This is a genomic window from Absiella sp. AM29-15 (genome assembly GCF_003434225.1).
Lineage (GTDB): Bacteria > Bacillota_I > Bacilli_A > Erysipelotrichales > Erysipelotrichaceae > Hoskinsella > Hoskinsella hominis.
Genome location: NZ_QVFL01000007.1, coordinates 179,407 through 196,953, shown reverse-complemented (window position 1 = coordinate 196,953; position 17,547 = coordinate 179,407). Strand labels below are relative to the sequence as shown.

18 protein-coding genes are annotated in these 17,547 nt (G+C 34.0%); 8 read left to right on the top strand and 10 right to left on the bottom strand.

Annotated elements, in window-relative coordinates; all coding sequences use genetic code 11:
• Positions 1 to 66: 66 nt before the first annotated feature.
• From DW761_RS09410 to DW761_RS09385, 6 genes are all read right to left on the bottom strand, one after another.
• Positions 67 to 1,305, bottom strand: a complete 1,239-nt coding sequence (locus tag DW761_RS09410) for an aminotransferase class V-fold PLP-dependent enzyme (protein ID WP_117454553.1) — start codon at positions 1,303 to 1,305, stop codon at positions 67 to 69.
• A gap of 59 nt (positions 1,306 to 1,364) precedes the next feature.
• Complete coding sequence (locus tag DW761_RS09405; RefSeq protein WP_117454552.1) at positions 1,365 to 1,664, bottom strand: PTS sugar transporter subunit IIB; 300 nt, start codon at positions 1,662 to 1,664, stop codon at positions 1,365 to 1,367.
• A gap of 49 nt (positions 1,665 to 1,713) precedes the next feature.
• A complete protein-coding gene (locus tag DW761_RS09400; protein ID WP_117517784.1) occupies positions 1,714 to 3,153 on the bottom strand; it encodes a hypothetical protein in 1,440 nt (479 codons plus the stop codon).
• Positions 3,154 to 3,188: 35 nt separating this feature from the next.
• Positions 3,189 to 4,544, bottom strand: coding sequence for a PTS transporter subunit IIC (locus tag DW761_RS09395; RefSeq protein ID WP_117454550.1), 1,356 nt, complete (start codon positions 4,542 to 4,544; stop codon positions 3,189 to 3,191).
• A gap of 250 nt (positions 4,545 to 4,794) precedes the next feature.
• Complete coding sequence (locus DW761_RS09390) at positions 4,795 to 5,625, bottom strand: Cof-type HAD-IIB family hydrolase (RefSeq protein ID WP_117454549.1); 831 nt, start codon at positions 5,623 to 5,625, stop codon at positions 4,795 to 4,797.
• A 4-nt stretch (positions 5,626 to 5,629) separates the two neighbouring features.
• Positions 5,630 to 6,349: a creatininase family protein gene (locus DW761_RS09385; RefSeq protein ID WP_117454548.1), complete on the bottom strand. Its 720-nt coding sequence runs from the start codon at positions 6,347 to 6,349 to the stop codon at positions 5,630 to 5,632.
• Positions 6,350 to 6,562: 213 nt separating this feature from the next.
• Here DW761_RS09385 and DW761_RS09380 point away from each other — a divergent pair, with 213 nt between their 5' ends.
• From DW761_RS09380 to DW761_RS09345, 8 genes are all read left to right on the top strand, one after another.
• Positions 6,563 to 7,057 (top strand): hypothetical protein, encoded by a 495-nt coding sequence (locus DW761_RS09380; RefSeq protein WP_117454547.1) that lies wholly within the window; start codon positions 6,563 to 6,565, stop codon positions 7,055 to 7,057.
• 9 nt (positions 7,058 to 7,066) lie between these two features.
• Positions 7,067 to 7,864 carry a DeoR/GlpR family DNA-binding transcription regulator gene (locus tag DW761_RS09375; protein ID WP_117454546.1) on the top strand — a complete coding sequence of 266 codons (798 nt, stop codon included), beginning with the start codon at positions 7,067 to 7,069 and terminating at the stop codon, positions 7,862 to 7,864.
• Between the two features lie 465 nt (positions 7,865 to 8,329).
• Positions 8,330 to 8,776: a hypothetical protein gene (locus tag DW761_RS09370; protein WP_147322643.1), complete on the top strand. Its 447-nt coding sequence runs from the start codon at positions 8,330 to 8,332 to the stop codon at positions 8,774 to 8,776.
• A 147-nt stretch (positions 8,777 to 8,923) separates the two neighbouring features.
• The gene (locus DW761_RS09365; RefSeq protein WP_117454544.1) at positions 8,924 to 9,388 is read left to right on the top strand and encodes a PTS sugar transporter subunit IIA; all 465 of its coding nucleotides are present in this window, start codon (positions 8,924 to 8,926) and stop codon (positions 9,386 to 9,388) included.
• Positions 9,385 to 10,683, top strand: a complete 1,299-nt coding sequence (locus tag DW761_RS09360) for a PTS sugar transporter subunit IIC (RefSeq protein WP_117454543.1) — start codon at positions 9,385 to 9,387, stop codon at positions 10,681 to 10,683. Before DW761_RS09365 ends, DW761_RS09360 begins: the two co-directional genes overlap by 4 nt.
• Positions 10,684 to 10,702: 19 nt before the next feature.
• Entirely contained in the window at positions 10,703 to 11,017 is a 315-nt protein-coding gene (locus DW761_RS09355; protein ID WP_117454542.1) for a PTS sugar transporter subunit IIB, read from the top strand.
• A gap of 4 nt (positions 11,018 to 11,021) precedes the next feature.
• Positions 11,022 to 12,515, top strand: a complete 1,494-nt coding sequence (locus DW761_RS09350) for a sulfatase (RefSeq protein ID WP_117454541.1) — start codon at positions 11,022 to 11,024, stop codon at positions 12,513 to 12,515.
• A 34-nt stretch (positions 12,516 to 12,549) separates the two neighbouring features.
• The gene (locus DW761_RS09345; protein ID WP_158552294.1) at positions 12,550 to 13,530 is read left to right on the top strand and encodes a sugar-binding transcriptional regulator; all 981 of its coding nucleotides are present in this window, start codon (positions 12,550 to 12,552) and stop codon (positions 13,528 to 13,530) included.
• Positions 13,531 to 13,771: 241 nt separating this feature from the next.
• Here the strand turns inward: DW761_RS09345 and DW761_RS09340 are convergent, their stop codons facing one another.
• From DW761_RS09340 to DW761_RS09325, 4 genes are all read right to left on the bottom strand, one after another.
• Positions 13,772 to 14,278, bottom strand: a complete 507-nt coding sequence (locus DW761_RS09340) for a hypothetical protein (protein ID WP_117454539.1) — start codon at positions 14,276 to 14,278, stop codon at positions 13,772 to 13,774.
• Between the two features lie 166 nt (positions 14,279 to 14,444).
• Positions 14,445 to 15,887, bottom strand: coding sequence for a glycoside hydrolase family 1 protein (locus tag DW761_RS09335; protein WP_233513072.1), 1,443 nt, complete (start codon positions 15,885 to 15,887; stop codon positions 14,445 to 14,447).
• A 10-nt stretch (positions 15,888 to 15,897) separates the two neighbouring features.
• Complete coding sequence (locus DW761_RS09330; protein ID WP_117454537.1) at positions 15,898 to 16,230, bottom strand: PTS lactose/cellobiose transporter subunit IIA; 333 nt, start codon at positions 16,228 to 16,230, stop codon at positions 15,898 to 15,900.
• 31 nt (positions 16,231 to 16,261) lie between these two features.
• Entirely contained in the window at positions 16,262 to 17,533 is a 1,272-nt protein-coding gene (locus tag DW761_RS09325; protein ID WP_117454536.1) for a PTS sugar transporter subunit IIC, read from the bottom strand.
• Positions 17,534 to 17,547 lie beyond the last annotated feature (14 nt).

Below are 17,547 nucleotides of genomic sequence, written 5' to 3'. Positions count from 1 at the left end.
GGGAATGCGCCAAGAATCCATGATTCTCTTGTTATTTCATCTACTTTACTCATTATATTATATCTCCTATCCCTTGAATATTAATTCAAAGCAGTTTTTCTTTGTGGCATTTCTACATACTTCTAAGAATTTATCAATATCTTCTTTTGTGGTATAAAGATAAATACTAGCACGAATTGTGGAATAATCTTCTAATCGATCTACTAATAATTTTGAGCAATGTTGTCCTGTTCTAACTGCAATACCATGATGATTAAAATATTTAGCAACATCTAATCCAAAGATATCTTTTACATTAAATGTTATGATACCTGTTGTTGTATCGGGATTATAAAGCTTGATATGATCCATTTTCTTTAATTCAGAAATTGCATAATCGTGTAGTTCTACTTCATGTTGGTGTATGTTCTTCATGCCTAAAGTTTCTAAATATGTGATTGCGGCATCTAATCCGAAAATTGCTTCTAAAGGCTGTGTTCCTGCCTCAAATTTATATGGTGGCTGTTTTAATTGAATATTTCCACACATATCATAATTAGCATTACTGGCGCCACCTAAAAATAAGGTATCCATAGATTGTAAAAGTTCCATTTTTCCATAAAGTACACCTATGCCAGTTGGTCCACACATTTTATGTCCAGAAAATGCTAAAAAATCACAATCCATTTCTTGTACATCTGTAGGCAAATGTGGCACACTTTGGGCACCATCTACCAATACCAAAGCACCGTATCGATGGGCTACTTCGCAAATTTCTTTCATTGGCGCAATATAGCCTAATACATTTGTGATATGCGCTGTTACAATCATTTTAACATGTTCATCCATCATGGATGAAACAGCTTCAGCTGTTAATTCGCCTTTTTCATTTAAGGGAATGTATTTTAAAACAGCACCTTTTTCTTCTACAACACGCATCCAAGGCAAGATACAGGAAGCATGTTCAGCTTCTGTTGTTAATACAACATCACCTTTTTTTAAATGCTTTCTTCCATATCCATATGCTACCAGATTTAATGCGCCACTTGCTCCACTTGTAAATACGATTTCTCTTGTTTTTTTCGCATGAATAAAATCAGCTACATGTTTTCGTGCATGCTCAATACGTTCATCCACTAGATAACTGAAATCATAATCACCTCTATTTGCATTGGCACTATAATTTCTATAATAATCACATACGGCATCAATCACACTTTCTGGTTTTAATGTCGTCGCACAATTATCAAGAAATATATAAGGATGCTCTTGCATGTTTTTTTTCAACATCGGGAAATCTTTTCTTATATTATAGACATCGTACATAGTATCTCCTTCCCATATACAGAAAGCAGCGAAAGATGATCAATCGCTGCTTCCGTTCATTATTTCATTTCATTTGGAAAATGTTCTTTAATGGCATTGATCAATGTTTCTTTTACACCATCTAGATCTACCAAATTTTTTGTTTGTGCTAATACAGCATCAGTTGGTGGAAGCATAGAAGACCATTCTGGACTTGTTAATACTAAATCAGTATTAGAAAGATAAGCCAATGCTTCACCAAAAGCACAAGATTCTACTTCTGCATCAATATTATTTTCATCACAAATTTTTCTAACATTGATTTTTAAGATTGTACTTGTACCCATTCCATTACCACAAACACATAAGATTTTTAACATAAACGTTTCCTCCTTAGCCAATTTTGGTCTTTGTTTTATGTTATTTTAATTAAGCGATGACTGGTTCAATGCCCATCAGTTTAGCGAATTCTTCAAGGTCTTTTGTATAATCTCCATATACCCATGCATAGTGATGTCCGAAATCAGCTTCTTTTTCATGGAAATCTCTTGCATCAGCAACTTTGAATACAACAGCATGACGACATTCCTGAGTTAAGAAATCATCGCATCCTGTGATTTCACCTTTTGCAATCATCATCTTATCCATTCTAGGACTCATGTTGATCATTGTAATAGTTTCACCTTTATCTTTCGCAAAGTCATAGCGCATTGTTGCACCCCAGTTGCCCTTTGTGAAACTTACATAATCGATTGGAAGATCTGGTTCATCATAACCCTTCATTTTCTTAGTACAAACATCGTGCAGAATTCTCATTGTATTGTTTTCCATATCTTGTACACGAACCATACAGTTACCCATATGTGGAGATTTTCTAGCAATATTCATCAGAATTGCCAATGAGATAACAGAACCAACATCAGCTGCACAAGCTGCAGGAATTCCTTCGTCTTTTAATAGAGAGTTTGTTAAACAGAATGTTAAATGACGTTTATTCAATTCCATAGTTGCACACATTTCAAAGCAAGGAATTGTGAATGCACTACAGTTATAAAGATTTAACATCTTATTTACTGCCAAGTAGAAACGAACGTCGTTTACTACATTTTCAGCTGGCATGTGTACACCGTTTGCTTCAGTTACTAGTTTTTCTGCAATACGTTTTGCTTCTTCATTTTCTTCATCTGTAAATTCATCCATAATCTTAAAGAATTCTAATCCATTATAATTAAGGATTTCCATTCCAAAACGATCTGTAACATCCTGAAGATTGATAAATGAGCTTACACAACCAAATGATAATACATTGTTTCTCAATGCATACAATAATTTTGTATCTTTCAACGCTTTTCTAGCTTTTAATAAACGGAAAGTTCTATTTAAATCATCATAGTTTAATGCGTTATACATTTCATTAAAGCCTAATGCACGCATGTGTGCTGTAGCATCAATGCCGCCTAAACGAGAATATTTACTTGTTGATAATGGACAGAATGCCAATGGTTTATTGGTTCTCTTCGCAAGAATTGTTGATACATAAGATATAAGTCTTGTACCAGAAATTAAATATACATCTACTTCATCATTTCTTGAAGTTGCTTCTTCAACTGCTTCATCAGGAACTGCGAAATCTTCATGCCATTCGATGAATTTTGTATCTAGTAATTCAACATATCTGTGATCAATATATTTAGCAATATCATCATTGAAGTTTGCTAAATCTTTTTGAGCTGCGTTATAATCAAATTCGTAACTCAATTCTTCTCCACACCCATAACGACAAGGCCCCATAAATGCGTGTTTGTGCATTAGGCTGACAAACACTGGCTGTACTACTAATTTTTCATTAACTTTACTGTTTTTATGCATAATGTTACCTCCTATTAATATTTATATCTGTAGGCTTATGCTCCTACTGGTATACCTAACATTGATCCAATAGCTTTTAAGATTCCGATGATTGCTACCCATACAGTTGCATAGTCTGCACTACCTTGCCACCATGATAAGCCAGTCATCTGAACAGCTAACATAGAACCGAAAATCTGAACAAAACCGTTCAAAGTACAAATAACACCAGCTGCTTTCCATCCACCAAATTTATTAGCGAAGATTGCAATTGTTGCGTTATCGAAGAACAATGGAATAAATCCAGGAATTAAGAAGATTGGAGTCTTAAATACGATCAATCCTAATAATCCAAGAACCTGTCCAACAGTACCAAATACAAGACCTAATACAACTGATTTAGGTGCGAAAGCGAAAGTTGCTGCACAGTCTACACCAGCTACTGCACCAGGTAATAATTTTTCAGAAATACCTTTGAATGACATCATAATTTCACCAACAAACATACGTACACCAGCTAACAGTACATAGATGTTTGCTGTTAATGTAATTGTAATCCAGAATAGGAATACAAGATTGTTTGTTAAACCAGCTTGTGCTAAACCTTCAGGTCCACGCAGCCAGTCAATATTTTTAGATCCAATAACCAAGAAGATAATTGCGACTGACAAGAACATTACCAATGCTGTTGCGATAACGTTATCCTGTAGGATATTTAATGAAGCAGGTAATTTCTTCTTTTCAATATCGTCTTTCTCAGGGTTTCCAATAAATGGAGCCACTTTATAAGCGATATAACTTGCAAACATCTGCTGGTGAGCAACTGTGAAGTCTGCGCCAGTAATCAAATGTGTTGGTTTTATCAACATTGTTGAGAAAATTCCCCAATATAATGCTGTAATAATTGAAGCAATAATAATGGTTGGAATCATACCAGTACCTAAGAACTTCCATACGATGTAAGTTGAGATACCTGCCTGTACGATCATTGCATTTCCAGTTAAATATACAGCTCTGATTTTTGTATATTTACGTAAAGCAACAAAGATTAAGTTTAAGATAAATGCCACAAGTAATGTATAAATTCCCCAGCTAGCTCCTGTTCCTGAGCCTAGTATTGCATCCATTTTTTCATATGCGGCAGTCATTGTAGGATAAGTGTTAAGTCCGGCACCAGTAATTCCTGTAGCAGTTTGTATTGCGACAATCAGCTTATTGAAGTTCGCAATCAAAGCACCAGAACCCATACCCATAACGATAATACCAATTGCTGCTTTTAATGCTCCTGTTAATGCTTTTGAAAATTTCTGATTCATTGCCAGGTAACCGATTAATACGATTAAACCAATCAAGATAAACGGTTGACCGAATATCTGTTTTAACAACAAATCTAATAACCAATTGAAATCCATTTTGTTTCTCCTTCCTCATTTTGAGCGACAGGTCTTATTATAGAATTTTTTATATCAAACTATTCATATTTTCCTGCCTTGTTGATAGCGCTTGCAAACACTTTACGATTAGATTATGCGCTGTAATAAGCAATTCGTCAATAAAATTTTACGAATATTGTTCATTTTATACGAATTTTATCGCCTGTTTTGTCTGTTTTTTATTTTTTATGTACATTTTTATGCATGTTCTCATGAAATCAAACATTTATCAAAATATGTTATGTTTGATATATTCTGACACACCATCTTCATCATTAGATAGTGTAAAATCCGTTGCTGCTTTTTTAACATTTTCACTTGCATTCGCCATAGCAACACTATGTTTAGCACAAGCAAACATACTTAAGTCATTATCGTAATCTCCAAATACAATAACATTTTCATCAGTAATATTCATTGCTTTTTTTATTGCTTCTATACCAGAATATTTAGATACTTCAGGATGAAATACACCCATTAATCCATACCCTGTACTTTCATTTTTTACATGATCTAGTTTTGAAACATAGTCAGAAAATGCGCTTAATCTATCTGGCTCATCATATGCTACGATTTTGATTACATCTTTTATGAAATCATGACACCCAGTTAACTCAATTGGAGTTGCTGGTAATTTAATTGGATATCCCTTGCTTTTTGCTAATGCTTCATAATCTGTTATTCTTTTCATTAAAACTTCACTGTCTTTCACATAATACATATGATCTGTTGTATAAGTCATTGCCACCATATCGTGTTCATACAAATACTCATAAATTTTTTCTTTAACACCATCATCTAAACATTCTTTATATAAAATTTCTCCATCTATTGATTTCACATAAGCCCCATTGCATGATAATAAATAATCAGCACCACCAATTGCTTCAGAATAAACAGACATCATCTGATCATAACGCCCACTTGCATAACATACACATATACTTCTTTGCTTTGCTTCTTTTAACGTATCAATACTTGCCTTTGTCAATTCTTTTTTGCTGTTTAACAAAGTGCCATCTAAATCACATACAATTAATTTTATTTTATCGTTTTTCATATTTTTACTCCTCTTCTAAAATAATTTCTAAATCTTTTTTTAATTTGCAAATTATCTGTTCATAAATTTTTCTGCCTTTTTCTTTTGTTGCTATAGCAGGATTTCCAAAGGCTCCTGATTTGTTAAAATTGCGCCAACTATCCCCGCGAAGCTGTTGTTTCCTATTTGCACCTTGATCTTCTACTACTGCTTTCGTCAAATCTACATCTTTTTCATTCAAATACAACATCAAAGAAGTTTCCAGTTCTCCTGCATGCCAAATACCATTTGGTAAAGATGAGTCAAGTAAGTAAGAAACATCTTTATCAATGTTTGGGTAAGATAAAATATATATTTCTTGAAATCCATCTTCCTTTATTTGCCTTTGTATCTTTTTTAAGCAACTTAAATTTCCATTATGGAATGAATATAAAATTACTTTTGACACTTTCGCACGCATCATACTTTTTACAACCTCTTCACCATACATCATCAACACATCTTCATTTATTGAAACAGTACCTTCATAATCTTTAGCAGACCATACCTGTCCAAATGTTATTGCTGGATAATGATGTATCTTAAAATCCTGTTCTAAAGACTCCACTATTGCATTCATAATTTGTGTGTCTGTATCCATGGGAAGATGATAACCATGTTCTTCTACCGAACCAAACAGTAACATAACTGGCTGTCCTGTAAGTTTTTCTTTTGCATTTTTCCAACTAACTTTTGATAAATCCATTTTACAACCTCCTTTTCTGCTAACCTCCAAAATATTGTTAGCTCTTACATTTTTTATATCATATCATTCATTTAATTCAATGTTTTTTAGGAACACTTGTGCGTTTTTATGGATTTTTTAGTATTTAATAGGTGTTTTAATTCATTTTATGATTGTTTTATACCATTCAGCGTGGTATCATGACCATAGAAGCAATCAAATGGAGGTGCGATCATGTACTATTTAAATTTATTAATTTCAATTCTACTAATTTTAGGATGTTTTTATATCCTTTACATGGTCATTAAACGAAACAAAAAAATTCTAGTGAAAGGTCATGATGATATCTTTACAATTGCCTTAATCATGTTTTTTGTAATTATCATATTTCCAATCACAGAAAAAATCACGCTTATGGAAATTGTAAGAAACATTTGTGTGTACACATTCCTATTTTCAACATTTGCAATTAGAAGAGGCATTAGTGATAATGGTTTTGAAAAAGTCTTTTTTACTATTTCTTGGAATACTGTGGATAAAATTGAAGTATCTGTTTGTCAACAGTCTAAATTTCAAGTGGTTTGCTACAGTAAAAATCATCACTTTAAACTGATTTTTAGAAACATGCAATTAAAGAGAGTTATGTGGGAGCTGGATAAACACTGTAAAAATATTCAGATTGAAAAAGCTTTACAGGATATGATTATAAAAAGTGGGAAAGCTAAATAAGGTACACATATGAAAACAAAAAATATTCTTGTTGCTTCACGTAGAAAATCAGTTTTAAAGGAAGTTCAAGCAAAGATAGAAGTATCCGTTGACGATTTAGCTGAACAATTTCAAGTTTCCCCTTTAACGATACGGCGGGATTTGCAATATTGGGAAGATAAAGGTCTTGTCCATCGATTTTATGGTGGTGCTAAAATCATTCAACATTTAGAAAGTAAAGATCCTACAAAATCAAATGAGCCATATAAACATGCTATCGCTAAATATGCGGCACAATATGTTGAAAATGGTGATACTATTTTCATTAATACCAGTTCTACTGCATTACTTGTATTGAAGTATATACGAGGAAAAAGAGTCACAGTGATTACCAACAATGGAAAAGCAATTTTTATGGAACATGATCCTTTAGTTTCTATCGTATTAAGTGGTGGTGAGCTACGTATTCCTAAAGAGTCTATGGTTGGAGATTTTGCTCTTACGAATTTGCATCGTGTTACCGCAAACAAATGCTTTTTAGGATGTAGTGGCTTTGATATACACACAGGTATGAGTACCGCTGTTTTACATGAAGTATCAATTAATGAAATGATGATTAATCAATGTAAAGGTGAAATATTTTTATTAGCTGACAGTACAAAAATTGGCACCATACATCAATTCATTATTGCTGATGCAAGTGCCTTTCAATATGTCATTACGGATAATCGTGTTAATAAAGATATATTGGAAGAATTTCATGAATATGGTTTAAATGCAGTAGGATTGCCTCCTTTCTATAATTATGATGAAAAAGATAAATCTTAAAAGCTTGATAAATAATCCAAATTTAGGTAATACTATAGATAATTTCTATAGTGAGCCATAAGCAAACGATGTATGAACACACATGTTTGTCCATATGCTTAATGAATGACTATTTCCCAATAATATAAGTTCATTGACAGAAATTTCCTTTCCTTATGCTAATTTTACTATTTCTGATTGTGTAGACATCGTATTGTTTATCTATCATCTTTAAACTTTTAAAGATGTAAAACAGACTGGTCTAAAAAAGCCAGTCTGTTTTTTCAGTAAAAACACATAAAAATGCACATATGTGCATTTTTTTATTATATTTTCATCGTTATTTGTGCGCATTTGTCCTTTTTTCTGCAATTTTGTTCGCTCTATTGAGAGTATATGAGAATTTGATTAATATAAAATCAGTAAAGAAAGGCTGTGAAAATTATGATCATTGTTATTATATTTTCCGTATTAGGACTGTTTATTATGTCAAAAAGAGTCCATCAAAGCATTTTGGTAAACAAAACCATTAAACAACGTTTAACACAAAAACCGCAATTATATTGTGTAAGAGGAAGCTGGTTCTCTATTCTCAGTTTCGTATTACTATGTATTATTGGCTGTATTCTCGCCATCGTGAATATTAATAATCCTTCTATGACTGGTCTTGGTATAATGATAACTCTTATCAGTATTGGCGAATTAATCAATGCAATCACCATCAATTCCTTCTACTATGATGATAAAGGATTTTACTTTTATCATAAATATTTCAAGTTTAAACAAGTAAAAGAAATCAAAAAAGTAAAAGGTATGTTTGGATTAATCGATATGTATAGCGTAGAAACCAAAAGCGGAGATTTATTTTCTATAAGTTCTGCTGCATATCCAGTATTAGAAAAGAAAGTAAAGAGCACTATTTCAAAAGGCTAAATAATAAAAAATGTGCAAGTTGCAGAAAACGTAAGAAACAGTTTCTGCACATATGTGCAATAATTTCTAAATCATTGACATTTGTGTAAAACAGAGGGTATTTTATAAATGTGAAGCGCTTACACATACCGATGGAAGGAGAAAGAAATGGAAAGAAAACTAATTGAAAAGGATTTTATTCAGACAATGGATCATGTGGACACATGGAAAGAAGCAATCAGAATTGCCGCAAAACCATTGCTGGAACACCAATGTATACAAGAATCATATATTGATGCAATGATTCAGACTGTGATAGACTTAGGATCTTATATCGTTATCGCTCCTGATATCGCAATGCCTCATGCAAGAAGTGAAGGCAGAGTTTTAAAAAATTCCATTAGTATTCTAAAACTGGAAAAACCTGTCTATTTTGATTCAGATGAAGCCAGCAAGGCAACCTTCATCATGCCGATTGCCTGCGTAGATAACGAAAATCATTTAACTATGTTAGCCAAAGTCGCTGAAATCTTAGGTGATCCAGATACAATGGAAAAAATTCTACATACAAATGATGCAGAGAAACTATATGAAATGTTTGAAACACTAACATTTGAGGAGGAAACACAATGAGTGGATTTTTTAAATTCTTAGTTAATGATTTCCTTACAGAACCAGTTATCCTGATAGGATTATTGATCTGTATTGGATACATTTTAAACAAAGAAAAACCAGTTAAAATTATTACAGGAACCATCAGTGCCATGGTTGGTATTCAAATGGTCATCTTCGGTGGAACACAATTCAGTAATATCTTCAAACCAATTACGACCGCAGTCGCAAATTCATTTGGAATTCAAGGTTATATCATGGATTCCTATGCAATGAAATCTACTACACAGGAAGCATTAGGAAATGCATTCGGACTTGTTGGATATGTATTCTTAATCGCATTCGCAGTAAACTTATTACTGGTATGGCTTGGTAAATATACCAAAGCAAAAGGTGTATTCTTAACTGGTAATGCTGGTATTGCACATTCTCAGGCAATCTTATGGTTAGTCATCGCAGTACTTGGCGTTTCAGGATCAACCGCTGTCATCATCTCTGGTATCTTAGTTGGTATCTATTGGGCATTCTCAACAACACTTGCTTATAAAACAATTGATGATGTTACCGGTGGCGCTGGATTTACAGTAGGACACAATCAGCAGATTGGTATCTGGTTCTTCGGTAAAATCGCAAAATTCTTTGGTAATCCTGAACAGGACGCAGAAAACTTAAAACTTCCTGGATGGTTATCCATCTTCAACAATAACGTAACATCTGTCGCATTGATCATGGCAGTGTTCGTAGGTGCCTTCATGTCACCATTAGGCATTAGTGGTATTCAAGAACTTGCAGGTAAACAGCACTGGTTTAATTTCATTATTTTAACAGGTATCAATTTCTCTATGGATATGGTCATTCTGTTAACTGGTGTTCGTATGATGTGTGGTGAATTAACTGGTGCATTCAAAGGTATTCAAGAAAAACTTGTGCCAAACGCTGTCCCAGCAATCGATGTAGCTGCCATGCTGCCTTTCTCACCAAACGCCGCAACTTTAGGTTTTATCTTCACTACCATTGGTACTGTTCTGGCAATGTTAATTCTGCTTGCAACACATAGTACAGTTATGGTTTTACCTGGATTTACACCTTTATTCTTCAGTGGTGGTCCTATTGGTATCGTCGCAAACAAATATGGTGGAGTAAAATCTATCATCGTATGCTCTATATTATTAGGTTTCATTCAGACATTTGGTACTATTTGGGCAATCCACTTAATGATGTATCCACAAGGTGCAGGTTGGTCTGGTATGTTTGACTTCTCAACATTCTGGCCTGCAGTCACAGAAGTAATGAAATTTATCGGTAATTTATTTTAATAACTAGGAGGTAATCGATATGAAAGACAAAGTACATGTATTATTCGTTTGTGGTTATGGTGTAGGAAGCAGCGCCATTTCTGAAAGTATTGTAAAGAAAGCATTAGTCGCAGAAGGTATTAACGCTGAAGTAAAACATACAGCTGTTGGAGAAATGCCTTCCATGAAGGACTGGACAGATATCATTGCAATATCCACAAAGCTTGCGGAAGGTGTTACATTTCAGCCAGAAGAACACGTAATCAAAGTCGTAAATATTATGGATGGTAAAGGTATTGCGGCTTCCATTAGTAAGATCGTTGATGAATACTTCCCTGATGCCCGAGTAAAATAGGCCTATGAAAGCAATCATAGTATTTTACGATAGCTTAAATAGAAGATATCTTCCAAATTATGAACCTGATTGCGAAACAATCGCACCAAACTTTCTTCGATTAGGAGAACACGCAGTTACTTTTGATCAATCTTATGTTGGCAGTATGCCTTGTATGCCAGCTCGTCGTGAGCTGCATACAGGACGTCACAACTTCTTACATAGAGAATGGGGACCTCTGGAACCATTTGATGATTCTATGCCAGAAATCTTAAAGAAAAATGGCGTTTACACTCACTTAATTAGTGATCATCTTCACTATTGGGAAGATGGCGGATGCACCTACCATAACCGCTACAGTTCCTGGGAGATTGTACGTGGTCAGGAAGGGGATCATTGGAAAGGCTGTGTTGGTGATGTCGATATACCACCTGTTGTTTTTACACCAACAAAACAAGATGGCACAGGCGTTGCCAGTGGTTGGAAATATGATTGGGTCAATCGTGAATATATCAAAGATGAGAAACAGTTCCCTTCTTCACAAGTATTTGATTTAGGCTGTGAATTTATTGAAAAGAATCATAAAGAAGATAACTGGCTGCTTCAAATTGAAACCTTTGATCCACATGAACCATTCTTCTCACCTGATAAATATCAAGAGTTATATCCTGAAGAATACGAAGGAAAACACTTTGACTGGCCACGTGGAAAAGTCACACAAAGTGAAGAAGAAATAGAACATTGTAAACATCAGTATCGTTCTTTGGTATCCATGTGTGATCACCACTTAGGACGTGTACTTGATCTTATGGATCGCTATGATTTATGGAAAGATACCATGTTGATCGTTGGTACTGATCATGGCTTCCTGTTATCGGAACATGGCTACTGGGGTAAAAACCAGATGCCTTACTACAATGAAATCGCAAATACGCCAATGTTTATATGGGATCCTAAACACCCAGTGAAAGATGTACATCGAAATTCTCTTGTACAATTGATTGACTGGGCACCAACCATTTTGGATTACTTCAATCTGCCAATTCCTCAGGATATGCAAGGACATATCTTATCCGATGTGATTACAGAGGATAAACCAGTACGTGAGGCCGCAATCTATGGTGTATTTAGTGGACATGTAAATGTCACTGATGGTCATTACACCTATATGCGTGCAGCACTTCCAAAACGGGCGAACGATATTTATAATTACACACTCATGCCAGTCTACATGACAAGGCGGGTTCCTGTTTCCCAATTACAGGAAGCCACCTTACAGGAACCATTTCCTTTCACAAAGCTATGCAAAACTTTAAAGATTCCTGCCAATGATAAATACCGCGTTGCCCATTTTGGAAACCTGCTGTTTGATAATGTAAATGATCCTGGTCAACTGCAGCCACTTCATAACGAGGAAGTTGAAAATCAGATGATTCAGAAAATGATCAAACTTATGAAAGAAAATGATTGTCCAAGCGAACAATACCATCGACTTGATTTAGAAAAACACCTGCGATAACCACAGGTGTTTTGCGCTACACATGGAGGTAAATATGAGAAATAATGATGAGAATGCCGGTATTATGGCAGAAGTAGCTTCTTTATATTTTGAAAGAGGATTAAGTCAGCAGGAAATTGCGGACCGCCTGTTTTTTTCACGTTCTAAAGTATCACGATTGTTATCAAAAGCGATCGAAGAAAAGGTAGTGGAAATTAAAATCAACTATCCTATGGAGCGTGTTTTCCGTCTAGAAAATGAATTGAAAAATATCTATCAGTTAAAAGATGTTATTGTCGCAAAGGATTATGGTACCAGTTTTGAAATGTTGATGAAACGTGTCACACAAATGGCTGCACAGCATCTCGACAGTATTTTGGAAATCCATACGCCAATTGGCATTACCTGGGGTGAAACAGTATATCATGTAGTGGAAGAAATTAAACCAACAAGCAAGAAACATATCAATGTTATCCAGCTGATGGGCACTACAGAAAGCAATAATAACTCCGCTTATAATACCCCTGAATTAATACGTACACTGGTAGATAAATATGAAGGCAGTTTCTCTCAGATTTACTCTCCTCTTGTGGTAGAAAATGATATCATTCGTGACAGTCTTGCGAAGGAGCCAATTATTCAACGCGTACTTAATGAAGCAAGAGATGCAAAAGTTGTATTAACAAGTGTTGGTGAGTTGTATAACAGCAAGACAAAAGCATGGGAAAGCACACTGACACCAGAGGTAAAGAAAAAGCTGGTACAAGAAGGTGTCGTTGGTGTTTTATTGGCCCATTTTATTAAGATGGATGGCAGTCTTGCCGATCCGGAATTAGATAAAAAAGTAATAGGAATTTCCTTGGATGATCTTCAGAATATCGAAAATGTAGTTGCTGTGGCAGTAGGTACCAAGAAAGCAAAGTGCTTGTTTGGTGCATTAAATGGTGGATATATCAATACATTGATTATTGATGAATTACTCGCCAGAGATGTCTTGAAATTATATTATAAATATCGTGATAAATCCCTTGAATAAAGGGATTTTATTAATTCAGTTATAACTTAGTTAGTTACAACTGAGTTATTTTTTTGTTGTGAATACTGAACAACGTGAAGCTATATTAAAACTAAAAGAAGAATTGATTTCTGTAGAGGAACAACGATTATATGGTGGAAAAAAGTATACCTTGGAAGATGTTGTAAATAACTGACGAAATAATTATAGTTCATAAAAAGATTCCAAACGTATAAAATGTGCAGATATCCTCTGCACATTTTCATTGGAAAATAGATTCAAATATTGTTGAGATTTCCTTCATGTTCTTTTCGTTGAATTTTTCATCTTCATCTTGTGGTTTTACTAAAAAACCATGATAATGAGAAACTGAATTTTCTAAACTAAAATAGTTGAATATTTCAACGCCTTCACCTGCTACATTTACTCTTGTAAGTTTCAAATCTCCAGCAGGTAAATGAAGTGTTTTTGTATCTGTGATATTTTTATCAGTTAAGTCTTTTTCTTTTCCATCAATATAAAATTCCATATGATATGTATCAAATTGCAGTCTGATTTCATAATATGGCCGCTTCAGAAATCCTTGTACTTTACTGATTTGACTTTGATCAATATCTTCAAGATTTAAATGATATTTCTCACACAACGTTGGCACAGTGATATCACTCCTACCTTTTTTATCAAAAATGATGGCTTGTATAATGGTGATGCCAATGAGGATGATGAGTATAGATAGTAGTGCAATTTTGATTCCCTTATGCTTTTTCATGTCCATATCTCCTAACTTTTTTCATAAATTATCTTGATTTTAAAGCGATGTTTTTGATATTGGCTCTATCTAATTTCATCATAACATAACGATAAATAATGAACAAGAATATATCATTTAAAAGTCAAAAAACATCCTCAAAGAGAATGTTTTCTTCAATATCTAATCAATCATACCATTTTTTTTTAATTAATGACTGATACCAATAGAATGATGCTTTAGGATAGCGTTGATACGTTCCATTTCCAAAATCATCTTGATCATTATAAATAAAACCATAACGCTTTTTCATTTCACTTGTTCCAGAAGATACCATATCGATTGGCGACCATGCACAATAGGCAAATACCTCTACACCATGTTGTATCGCTTTTTGTATTGCCTTTATGTGTTCTTGGATATAATCAATACGATAATCATCCTGAATAATATGATTTTCAGGTAGTTCTTCAATTTGCCCAAAACCATTTTCTGCAATCATTAAAGGCTTTTCATAGCGATCCCAATAGCGAAGGAAACCATCATATAACCCTAAAGGATTTATGGTCCATCCCCATGGATTAGCTTTCAAGTATGGGTTCAGTTGAGAATCCCCAATGGCCATAGAGTTTTTATCAGCACTGACAACATTAGAATTATAATAACTAATCGCAAGGAAATCTAATGTATGACGCACAATCAATTCCAATTCATCTTGATTCATTTCAATATCAATGCCATTATCTTTGAAATAACGAATGGCATATCCTGGATACTTACCACGCAATTGTACATCTGAATAAAAATACATTGTCATTTGATTTTTCTCAGTCGCAAAGCTTACATCTTCTGGCTTACAAGTCATAGGATTCACAAGGAAATCCGCTAACATTGCGCCAAATTTAAAGCTAGGATTTATCTTTACACCAATTTCTTTTACTTTCGCACATGCGATAAATTTATGGTGTACTCCCTGATACTTAATTTTATCAAGATCTGTGACAGTATCCTTGATAACGCCAATTGAACTTAAACCAACTCTTGTAAGATTAATCTGATTGACTGGTATCCAATATGTTACTTTATCTTTAAATCTTTTCATTACAACTGTGGCATATTCAACATATAAATCAATCACTTTTTTACTCATAAAGCCATTATATTTTAATGCTAAATCTACTGGCATATCATCATGGTATAAGGTCACAATCGGTTCAATTTGTCGTTCTTTTAACATATCCAAAATATGTTCATAAAACTGTAATCCTGTTTCACTTACTTCCTGTTCCGCACCATTTGGATAGATTCTGGCCCAGCTGATAGAGAAGCGAAAACATTTGATTCCCATTTCTGTAAGCAGCTTTATATCTTCCTGATATGTTTCATAAAAGTTAATTCCCTGTTTTTTGGGAAAGTAATATTGGTCTGGATGTTGTAGACGATCTAATATTTCTTGTTTACTTAAATCACCCTTTACTTTAGATGTATCATTCGGGTTATAATCTTGCAAATCCGCAACCGTGATTGCTCTGTCTTTTGCACCTTCTGCCTGTTTGGCACTGATGGCTACACCCCAAAGAAAATCTTTAGGAAAGCTATCTTTTATACAATCTTTGTAAATATCATTCATACGCATAACTTTATCTATCTTTCTGCTTATAAAAGCTCTCAAATACAAGAATCATCTTTTCTGCAAGATTCACTTCACTCATAATGGTCATCAATGTATCTTGTGCGTGTGTAAACAATAAACAAGATTCATAATGTACACCAGCGGCTTCCTTTTGTATAATTTCTGTTTGTTCCTGATGTGCTTTTGTGATTTCAATTCTTGCTTCTGCTATTTTGTTTTTTGCTTCTTCAAATTGGAATGCTGCAACATCATCCATCGCTTCATTTGCTTTTGTTCTGGCATTCCCTGCTTTCATGATGATTTTCATGGAAACAGGTATTAATATATTGTTTTCATCCATTAAAACTCTTCCTTTCTATAACCAATCCTGCTTATGCATTCTTTTCTTGTTCTTCTTTTACCAATTGCTTATCATACTTCATTAAGAATGGATACCAAATCAATGTATAAATGGCAAATAATACAAAGAACCATAAGAATGCTCTCATATCATCCGTTGTTAACCATGTACAAATTGGAGCCGGAATACGTGAAATATTGTTTACACCTGCTGGGATGTTTAAGAATCCTGCACTCATGATAAACCATACAACTAATGCGCCAACAATAGAATTCATCCACATAGGAATCATCAATAATGGATTAAATACAATTGGTGCACCATATACCAATGGCTCATTGATATTAAATATGGAAGGTCCTAAACAAATTTTTCCCATTGTTTTTAGTTTCTTTGATTTACATTTAAACAACATTAAGAAATTAAGTGGCAATGTACCACCTAGGCCTCCCATTGCGATCAAAGCAGTCGTAAATATCGTTTCAGTTGTGACAATATTTATTGGTTGTCCACCTGCTAATGCAAGTTCGGCATTCGCCGCAATTCCAGCCATCAAAATTGGTTTTACGATAGCATTTAAAGACCATGCAGAAATACCTACGGAATAAAGCAATACATATAAGAAACAGATAATCACAAAACCTGGTAAAGACTGACCAATATTTACAACTGGCTGGAATACCATATTAATAAATGCGACTAAATCGAAATTAATTGTGAATACTGTAATACCAAACAATAGATAAATAAATGTCATAGGGATAATATTATTGATCCACTCGCAAACAAAATCCGGCATTGTTGCACTATTTTCTAATACATGTAATTTCGCATAAAGGTGGAAAACAATCATGACAACCAATGCGACAATAATTGCGATAAATAATCCACTACCACCTAAGAAATTGATATCTGTAATCGTTAATTCCATTTTTCCAGTTTCTGCATTTTTCAACAGAGTTGCCATAGATGGACATAATGCCATCACAAAAACAGTTAAAGAAGTAAGACCCGCTGTAATAGTATATTTAGGATGATCAAGTTCTACCATGCCAAAATAGGCTACCATAAAAGATACGATTAATGACATCATGCCAAAACTGAATGTATTCACAAAGCTCATATCTGGTAAAGCTGGAATATATCTTACAAATACATTGTATATAGAAACAACGGATCCAACTAAGATAAATGGTAATATTTTTTGCATTGCACTTGCGACAGCACTAATCCATGGATTTGCAAATATCTTTTGCATCCCGGGTGCCAACTTGTCTGTAAACCAACTCATTATTGCATTCATATTTTATCCTCCAA

Excerpts from the sequence above, each read along its gene's own strand:
- DW761_RS09410 (WP_117454553.1), bottom strand. The coding sequence starts at position 1,305 with ATGTACGATGTCTATAATATAAGAAAAGATTTCCCGATGTTGAAAAAA.
- DW761_RS09405 (WP_117454552.1), bottom strand. The coding sequence starts at position 1,664 with ATGTTAAAAATCTTATGTGTTTGTGGTAATGGAATGGGTACAAGTACA.
- DW761_RS09400 (WP_117517784.1), bottom strand. The coding sequence starts at position 3,153 with ATGCATAAAAACAGTAAAGTTAATGAAAAATTAGTAGTACAGCCAGTG.
- DW761_RS09395 (WP_117454550.1), bottom strand. The coding sequence starts at position 4,544 with ATGGATTTCAATTGGTTATTAGATTTGTTGTTAAAACAGATATTCGGT.
- DW761_RS09390 (WP_117454549.1), bottom strand. The coding sequence starts at position 5,625 with ATGAAAAACGATAAAATAAAATTAATTGTATGTGATTTAGATGGCACT.
- DW761_RS09385 (WP_117454548.1), bottom strand. The coding sequence starts at position 6,349 with ATGGATTTATCAAAAGTTAGTTGGAAAAATGCAAAAGAAAAACTTACA.
- DW761_RS09380 (WP_117454547.1), top strand. The coding sequence starts at position 6,563 with ATGTACTATTTAAATTTATTAATTTCAATTCTACTAATTTTAGGATGT.
- DW761_RS09375 (WP_117454546.1), top strand. The coding sequence starts at position 7,067 with ATGAAAACAAAAAATATTCTTGTTGCTTCACGTAGAAAATCAGTTTTA.
- DW761_RS09370 (WP_147322643.1), top strand. The coding sequence starts at position 8,330 with ATGTCAAAAAGAGTCCATCAAAGCATTTTGGTAAACAAAACCATTAAA.
- DW761_RS09365 (WP_117454544.1), top strand. The coding sequence starts at position 8,924 with ATGGAAAGAAAACTAATTGAAAAGGATTTTATTCAGACAATGGATCAT.
- DW761_RS09360 (WP_117454543.1), top strand. The coding sequence starts at position 9,385 with ATGAGTGGATTTTTTAAATTCTTAGTTAATGATTTCCTTACAGAACCA.
- DW761_RS09355 (WP_117454542.1), top strand. The coding sequence starts at position 10,703 with ATGAAAGACAAAGTACATGTATTATTCGTTTGTGGTTATGGTGTAGGA.
- DW761_RS09350 (WP_117454541.1), top strand. The coding sequence starts at position 11,022 with ATGAAAGCAATCATAGTATTTTACGATAGCTTAAATAGAAGATATCTT.
- DW761_RS09345 (WP_158552294.1), top strand. The coding sequence starts at position 12,550 with ATGAGAAATAATGATGAGAATGCCGGTATTATGGCAGAAGTAGCTTCT.
- DW761_RS09340 (WP_117454539.1), bottom strand. The coding sequence starts at position 14,278 with ATGAAAAAGCATAAGGGAATCAAAATTGCACTACTATCTATACTCATC.
- DW761_RS09335 (WP_233513072.1), bottom strand. The coding sequence starts at position 15,887 with ATGAATGATATTTACAAAGATTGTATAAAAGATAGCTTTCCTAAAGAT.
- DW761_RS09330 (WP_117454537.1), bottom strand. The coding sequence starts at position 16,230 with ATGGATGAAAACAATATATTAATACCTGTTTCCATGAAAATCATCATG.
- DW761_RS09325 (WP_117454536.1), bottom strand. The coding sequence starts at position 17,533 with ATGAATGCAATAATGAGTTGGTTTACAGACAAGTTGGCACCCGGGATG.